We start from the raw sequence: 6,728 nt of genomic DNA on the forward strand, positions 1-6,728 counted from the left end.
AATAGAAGATCTGGATTATCCCGATAGATCGAAGTTTCCCCCCTAGATTGAAGGGCTCCTGCAAGGCTGAAGCAGGGGCCCTTTTTCGTAAGGTAAGAATTGTTACAACACCATAGCCGCGGCTGTGTTATGATGAAGATGTTCCATTTATCTGTACTGTGTATTATAAGGAGGAGTCTTCATGAAGGGATATGTTGACAAATCGGCCTGCATCGGCTGTGGCATGTGCGTGGATACGGCACCGGATGCGTTCCGCATCGGCGAGGATGGCCTTGCAGAGGGCTATCAGGAGATCCCGGCAGACAAAGTCGATGACGCAAAGGAAGCTGCCGAAAATTGCCCGGTAGGAGCAATCGAGGTCAAGTAAATTCCATAAAACTACACAATCAAGAACAGCCGCCTCGTGGCGGTTGTTTTTTTGTGTGGATTTTTTGTGTGGAAAATCTGGAACAATGGCCTTATAATAAAAAATAATGATGAATGGTCAGGAATCGAGAGGGCAGATGATATGCGGGAACGAAATGAAAAGGCCGTGCAGGCCATGCGGGCCTTTTTGGAGGCACTGGGCCTGGATTTGGAGCAATGCGGCATGGAGCGGACGCCGGAACGCGTGGCAGGTCTCTATGCGGACCTATTCGACGGCCTCGGTAAGGACTCCAACGGAATCTGGGGCGAGCGCTTCCCGTCGGAGACGAAGGGCATCGTAGCCGTGCGCCACATCCCCTTCTATTCGGTCTGCGAGCATCATCTGCTGCCGTTCTTCGGCGAAGTCAGCCTCGCGTATCTGCCGCACGACGGTGAGGTCGCGGGGTTCAGCAAATTCGTCAAGCTGGTTGAGTGCTATGCGCATCGCCCACAGCTGCAGGAGCGCATGACGGCGCAGCTCGCAGCGGCCATTGCAGAAGGACTGGGCGCGGACGGCGTGCTCGTCGTCGTGGAGGCGGAGCAGCTCTGCATGACGATGCGCGAGGGCATGGCCAGGGGGACGCAGACGGTCACCTCAGAACGCCTCGGCGCATTCCGCGAGGACGCGGCGCTCTGCGAGCAGGCTTGGATGGTACTGGGAGGAAAGAAAGATGACAGCAATACGGAAATACGTATTTCATGACGGCAAGGAACTGGAACTCGGCAAGCGCACGCTCGTCATGGGTGTGCTCAATGTGACACCGGATTCCTTCTCTGATGGCGGCAAGTGGAATACGCATGACAAGGCCCTGCGCCACATGGAAGAGATGGTGAAGGATGGCGCGGACATCATCGACATCGGCGCAGAGTCGAGCCGCCCGGGCTTCAAGACCATGCCAGCGCAGCAGGAGATCGAGCGACTGATGCCGTTCCTCGAAGCGGTGCTCAAGGAGTGTCCTGTGCCGGTCTCGGTCGATACGTTCAAGGCAGAGACGGCGCGCGAGGCCGCGAAGGCGGGCTGCCATATGCTCAACGACATCTGGGGTTTGCAGTACAAGGAAGAGCCGGGCAAGATGGCCGAGGTCGCGGCGGAGTCGGGCCTGCCGATTGTCGTCATGCACAATCAGGAAGGAAAAGCGTACGAGCGCGACATCATCGAGACGATGAAGGACTTCTTCCGCCGCACGATCGCGATTGCCGACCATGCCGGTGTACCGCGCAACAACCTGATTCTCGACCCGGGTATCGGCTTCGGCAAGACGCCAGAAGGCAACCTGACGGTCCTGCGCCGCCAGCAGGAACTCCTGACGATCGACGGGGTGGAGTACCCGCTGCTGCTCGGCACGAGCCGCAAGAGTTTCATCGGTGCCGCGTTAGGGCTGCCGGTTGACGAGCGCATGGAGGCGACGGGGGCGACGTGTGTCGTCGGCATCATGAAGGGTGCGGGCATCGTGCGCATCCACGATGTCAAGCCGATTGCGCGCATGTGCCGCATGACGGATGCCATCCTGCAGGCAGATTGAGTGGAGCGAGGAGCGAGAATATGGACCGTATCGTATTAGACCATATGGAGTTTTACGGCTACCACGGCTGCCTGTCGGAGGAGCGTCAGCAGGGGCAGAAGTTCTTCGTCGACCTGACGATGCAGCTCGACCTGCGAGCGGCTGGCGAGCAGGATGACCTCGGGCAGACGGTCAATTATGCCGATGTCTTCACGAAGATCCGCAGCGTCGTCGAGGGAGAGCCCTGCCGGCTCATCGAGGCGGTGGCAGAGCGCATCGCCTCGATGGTGCTGCGGGAATACCCTCGCGTGCAATGCGTCGATGTGACGGTCCACAAGCCGTCTGCACCGATTCCGGGCGACTTCCGCGATGTCGCGGTCGCCATCACGAGGGAGCGCGCATGAAGCGCTATACGTGTTATCTGAGCCTCGGAGCCAATCTCGGCGAGCGCGGAGAGACCTTGCGCGAGGCATTGCGCCAGCTCTCGCAGCTGCCAGAGACGCGCCTCACCGCGGTCTCGCCTTTTTATGAGACGGCTCCGTGGGGAAAACTCGATCAGCCAGCTTTCCTCAATGCCGCGGCAGCCGTCAAAACGACGCTGACGCCGCAGCAGTTGCTGCATGGATGTCAGCGCATTGAGCGGGCACTCGGACGCGTGCGCCACGAGCACTGGGGGGCGCGCACAATCGATATTGACCTGCTGTACATCGCGGGCGTGTCACTCGTGAACCCGGAGCTCGTACTGCCGCATCCCTACCTGACGCAGCGCGCCTTCGTCCTGCGGCCGCTGGCGGACATCGCATCGGAGCTCGTCATAGAGGGAAGGCCCGTGCGGGAGTGGTGCCGATCGGTAGAAGACCAAGAGGTCTCACCGGCCGCCGAGCTTTCCGACCCCTGGCCGCTCAGTATGATTGCCTGCATCGACGAAGGCCGCGGCATTGGGTATCGCGGTGAGCTGCTCGTGCATCTGCCCGAGGACATGAAGCATTTCCGCGCCCTGACGGAGGGGCATGTGGTCATCATGGGGCGCAGGACGATGGAGTCCCTGCCAGGGAAGAGGCCACTTGTCAATCGGCAGAACATCGTGCTGTCGCGTCAGCTCGAGGGAGCGGAGGGCTTCCTCATCTGCCACAGCCTGCCAGACCTCTGGCGGGCGCTCGGACGCCTGCGCGCAGAGAAGCCGCAGCGGAAACTCTGGTGCATTGGTGGGGAAGAGCTCTATCGCGCACTGCTGCCCTATGCGCATGAAGTCTGTCTCACGCGCCTTAAGGCGGTGTATCCGGCCGACTGTTTCTTCCCCCCACTCGATGATTTCTCGCTGGTGGATACAGACGACCGGGAAGGCTTGGTATTTGAGCGATATGAAGCAGCCGGCAGGATGCTGGACTATAGAAAGAAGTTGTTAGGCGATGGAAATCTTTCACAATGATTGGGCGGAGCTCCTCAATCCGGAGCTCAAGAAACCGTATTATCGCAAGCTCAGGCAGTTCCTGATCGGGGAGTACCGGACGCACCACGTGTATCCGGACATGTACTCGATCTTCAACGCCCTTCACTATACGAGCTATGCAGACACGAAGGTGGTCATCCTCGGACAGGACCCGTATCATGGCCCGGGACAGGCGCATGGCCTCTCGTTCTCCGTACTGCCCGGCGTGCAGCCGCCGCCATCCTTGCTCAACATCTTCAAGGAACTGGAAACGGACCTCGGCTGCAAGGTGCCGAACAACGGCTGCCTCAAGCCTTGGGCGGATCAGGGCGTGCTGCTGCTCAACACGGTGCTGACCGTCCGCGAGCATCAGGCGAATTCGCATCACGGTCAGGGCTGGGAAATCTTTACGGACCGCATCATCGAACTACTCAATGAGCGCGAGAAGCCGATGGCATTTATTTTATGGGGGAGCCCGGCTCGACGCAAGAAGGCGATGATCACGAATCCGCATCACTACATCGTCGAATCGCCGCATCCGAGTCCGCTGTCGGCCTCGCGCGGCTTCTTCGGCAGCCGACCGTTTTCTAGGGTCAATGACTTTTTGAGACGTACCGGACAGGAGCCGATTGACTGGCAACTGCCGGACATTTGATTTGCAGGAGCGAAGCTCCTGTTTTGGAGGGAATATTGTGGGAGCAAAGGTAACGATCAAGGATGTCGCGGAACTGGCCGGAGTCTCAAAGAGCACGGTCTCGCGCTACCTCAATCACGGCTACATCAGCCTGGAGAAGCAGAAGCGGGTGCGCGAGGCCATCGAGAAAACGGGGTTCAAGTCGAACTTCTTCGCCAAGCGGCTCAAGACGCAGGAGAGCAAGCTCGTCGGCATCGTCCTGCCACGCATGGACTCCGTGACGGTTGGCAAGCTGCTGTCGGGCATCAATCGCATCTTCGACCCGGCTGGCTACCAGGGCATCCTGCTCGTCAGCCATCTTTCCATCGAGAAAGAGCTCGAGAACATACAGAACCTGCAGCAGCAGGGCGTCGACGGCATCCTGGTGGATTCGGTCGGACTCACGGACCGGCACATCGAGATTGCTAAGAGCACGCCGGTGCCGATCGTCTACACGGGCCAGTGGAACGAGGCGGTGCCGAGCATCAAGATCGATGATTGGGCTGCGGGGCGCATGGTCGGTGCGTATCTGCGGCAGATGGGGCATCGCCATGCCGTATTCGCCGGTGTCACGCCAACCGACAAAGCTGTCGGCATCGAGCGCAAGCAGGGCTTTATCGAAGCCTTTTGTGAGGAGCGCCCCGAGGCGCATGTGGACTTCATCGAGACAGGCTTTGATTTCCTGTCCGCCTACAACAAGGGCGCGGCCATCCTGGAGCTGGCACCTACCGTCGTGGTGGGGGCGACGGACAACATCAGCCTCGGCGTGCTTCGCTACCTTCACGAGCGCGGCATCCGGGTGCCGGAGCAGATCTCCGTCGTCGGCTTTGGCGGCTATGATGTCGGCGCGGTCGTCTATCCCGCCCTGACGACGGTGGCGTTTGATTATGAGTTCCTGGGCATGAAAGCGGCGCAGTATCTGCTCGACCTTTTAGCACACCGCGAGGTGGAGGAGAACATGACCCTGCCGCTGTTCTTTGTCGAGCGTGAGAGCGTGCGCAACCTCACGGCGAAATATGAGACAAAGGCGCCAGCATCGTATCTTGAGCTGACCTGAGGCAATAAAAAAGGACCCTGCTATGGCAGAGTCCTTTTTACTTCGCTGCGAGAATCGCGACCGACTTATCCTTATTTCTTAGTAAAGGTGATATGAGCACCAACCGAGAGCGTCGGCTGGGCCGGTCCCTTGACGATGATCTGTCCCGGCATCGAGCCCGTTGCGTTGAAGACAATCGTGCAGTGGCCTTCGTCACGGATGTTGTCGTTGGCAGCATCGCCGACTTTCTCGACCGTGTACTTCACGCCGCCCATCAGCAGCTTGTCGCCCTTCTTGATGTCCTCCTCGAGCTTGCCCGGCGTATGCTCGATGACCATATCTGAGAGATTCGGGCGGATGCCCTCATCGAGCAGGATCGCGCTATTGTTGTTCTCGAGGAACGTGCGTGCGAGATTGCCGATAGCCGTGATTGAAACATCGTACTTGATTTCCATGTTTTTGCCTCCTTATATAAACACATCATAGTATAAACGTCACAAGTTGATACCAATTATATTATAGCATAACCGAACGCATGTGAAGGGCGAAAGGCGTTTTTTGTACCAGATTTTCAAAAAAAGGAAAAAAAGTACTTGCTAAAACACTCTAGATGCGATATAATAACTTTCGTTGACAGCGATTCGCTGAAGACACAGGGGTATCGCCAAGTTGGTAAGGCACGGGTCTCTGAATCCCGCATGCGTTGGTTCGAGTCCAGCTACCCCTGCCATATGGAGATGGGCATCGCGCAAGCGATGCTTTTTTCGTATCCAGGGACAGCACCTTGAGCAGTTGAAAAATCTCGAAAAAAGTTCAAGATGGCTGTTGACAAATGGGCGCAACTCCTGTAATATAATACAAGTCGCCGCGAGATACCGGCCAGCACGAAATGTGAGACAACGTTCCTTGAATGGAAACACTTACAGGTCATGCAGGACGGCCGCCTTTCAGACAAAAAAGAAAAATAAAAAAGTTCTTGACAGTCTAAAAGAGATGCGGTACAATAAATGAGTCGCTTGAAGCAAAGCATTTCAAACGAAGGCAAGCTTCGAAAGACAAAAAGTTGTTCTTTGAAAACTAAACAATGCAACATGAATCATTTGTGATTCAAGCCAGATGTTTTTAAAAACATCGATTGATTATGAACATAAGCAATCGGCAATTTCTTTACTGAGCTTTGATTTATCAAGGTTCAGGCCAAAAAAGATATTTAGAGCCAATCAAGGTTCTTCATAAATTTTATGGAGAGTTTGATCCTGGCTCAGGACGAACGCTGGCGGCGTGCTTAACACATGCAAGTCGAACGAGACGATTGAAAGCTTGCTTTTGAAAGTCGAGTGGCAAACGGGTGAGTAACGCGTAGACAACCTGCCGTAAAGATGGGGACAACAGTCCGAAAGGACTGCTAATACCGAATGTTGTGGAACTTCCGCATGGGAACTCCACTAAAGATGGCCTCTACTTGTAAGCTATCGCTTTACGATGGGTCTGCGTCTGATTAGCTAGTTGGTGGGGTAATGGCTTACCAAGGCGACGATCAGTAGCCGGTCTGAGAGGATGAACGGCCACATTGGAACTGAGACACGGTCCAGACTCCTACGGGAGGCAGCAGTGGGGAATCTTCCGCAATGGGCGCAAGCCTGACGGAGCAACGCCGCGTGAGTGAAGAAGGGTTTCGACTCG

Annotated in this window: 8 protein-coding genes, 1 tRNA gene and 1 other annotated feature (1 of these 10 running past the window's edge); of the genes, 8 read left to right on the plus strand and 1 reads right to left on the minus strand. The window is 56.5% G+C overall.

Going from position 1 to position 6,728, the window contains the following annotated elements:
* Positions 1–181: 181 nt before the first annotated feature.
* From MITSMUL_RS11325 to MITSMUL_RS11355, 7 genes are all read left to right on the plus strand, one after another.
* On the plus strand, positions 182–367 hold the full coding sequence (locus tag MITSMUL_RS11325; protein WP_005842845.1) for a ferredoxin: 186 nt from the start codon (positions 182–184) through the stop codon (positions 365–367).
* Between the two features lie 141 nt (positions 368–508).
* On the plus strand, positions 509–1,108 hold the full coding sequence (gene folE / locus MITSMUL_RS11330) for a GTP cyclohydrolase I (protein ID WP_040636425.1): 600 nt from the start codon (positions 509–511) through the stop codon (positions 1,106–1,108).
* Positions 1,077–1,928, plus strand: a complete 852-nt coding sequence (folP, locus tag MITSMUL_RS11335; RefSeq protein WP_005842848.1) for a dihydropteroate synthase — start codon at positions 1,077–1,079, stop codon at positions 1,926–1,928. Before folE ends, folP begins: the two co-directional genes overlap by 32 nt.
* 20 nt (positions 1,929–1,948) lie before the next feature.
* Complete coding sequence (gene folB, locus MITSMUL_RS11340) at positions 1,949–2,311, plus strand: dihydroneopterin aldolase (protein WP_005842850.1); 363 nt, start codon at positions 1,949–1,951, stop codon at positions 2,309–2,311.
* Positions 2,308–3,336 (plus strand): 2-amino-4-hydroxy-6-hydroxymethyldihydropteridine diphosphokinase, encoded by a 1,029-nt coding sequence (folK, locus tag MITSMUL_RS11345; RefSeq protein ID WP_005842851.1) that lies wholly within the window; start codon positions 2,308–2,310, stop codon positions 3,334–3,336. Before folB ends, folK begins: the two co-directional genes overlap by 4 nt.
* Complete coding sequence (locus tag MITSMUL_RS11350) at positions 3,317–3,991, plus strand: uracil-DNA glycosylase (protein ID WP_005842853.1); 675 nt, start codon at positions 3,317–3,319, stop codon at positions 3,989–3,991. The genes folK and MITSMUL_RS11350 overlap by 20 nt, the downstream gene beginning before the upstream one ends.
* Positions 3,992–4,028: 37 nt before the next feature.
* Positions 4,029–5,066 carry a LacI family DNA-binding transcriptional regulator gene (locus MITSMUL_RS11355; RefSeq protein WP_005842855.1) on the plus strand — a complete coding sequence of 346 codons (1,038 nt, stop codon included), beginning with the start codon at positions 4,029–4,031 and terminating at the stop codon, positions 5,064–5,066.
* Positions 5,067–5,137: 71 nt separating this feature from the next.
* On the opposite strand, the gene MITSMUL_RS11360 is transcribed toward MITSMUL_RS11355, so the two are convergent.
* Entirely contained in the window at positions 5,138–5,500 is a 363-nt protein-coding gene (locus tag MITSMUL_RS11360; protein ID WP_005842857.1) for a PTS glucitol/sorbitol transporter subunit IIA, read from the minus strand.
* Between the two features lie 199 nt (positions 5,501–5,699).
* Here MITSMUL_RS11360 and MITSMUL_RS11365 point away from each other — a divergent pair.
* A tRNA-Gln gene (locus tag MITSMUL_RS11365) sits at positions 5,700–5,775 on the plus strand.
* Positions 5,776–6,291: 516 nt separating this feature from the next.
* Positions 6,292–6,728 (plus strand) — a sequence feature (16S ribosomal RNA rRNA prediction is too short); it runs 141 nt beyond the window's last position.

The sequence above is a fragment of the Mitsuokella multacida DSM 20544 genome (assembly GCF_000155955.1).
Classification (GTDB): domain Bacteria; phylum Bacillota; class Negativicutes; order Selenomonadales; family Selenomonadaceae; genus Mitsuokella; species Mitsuokella multacida.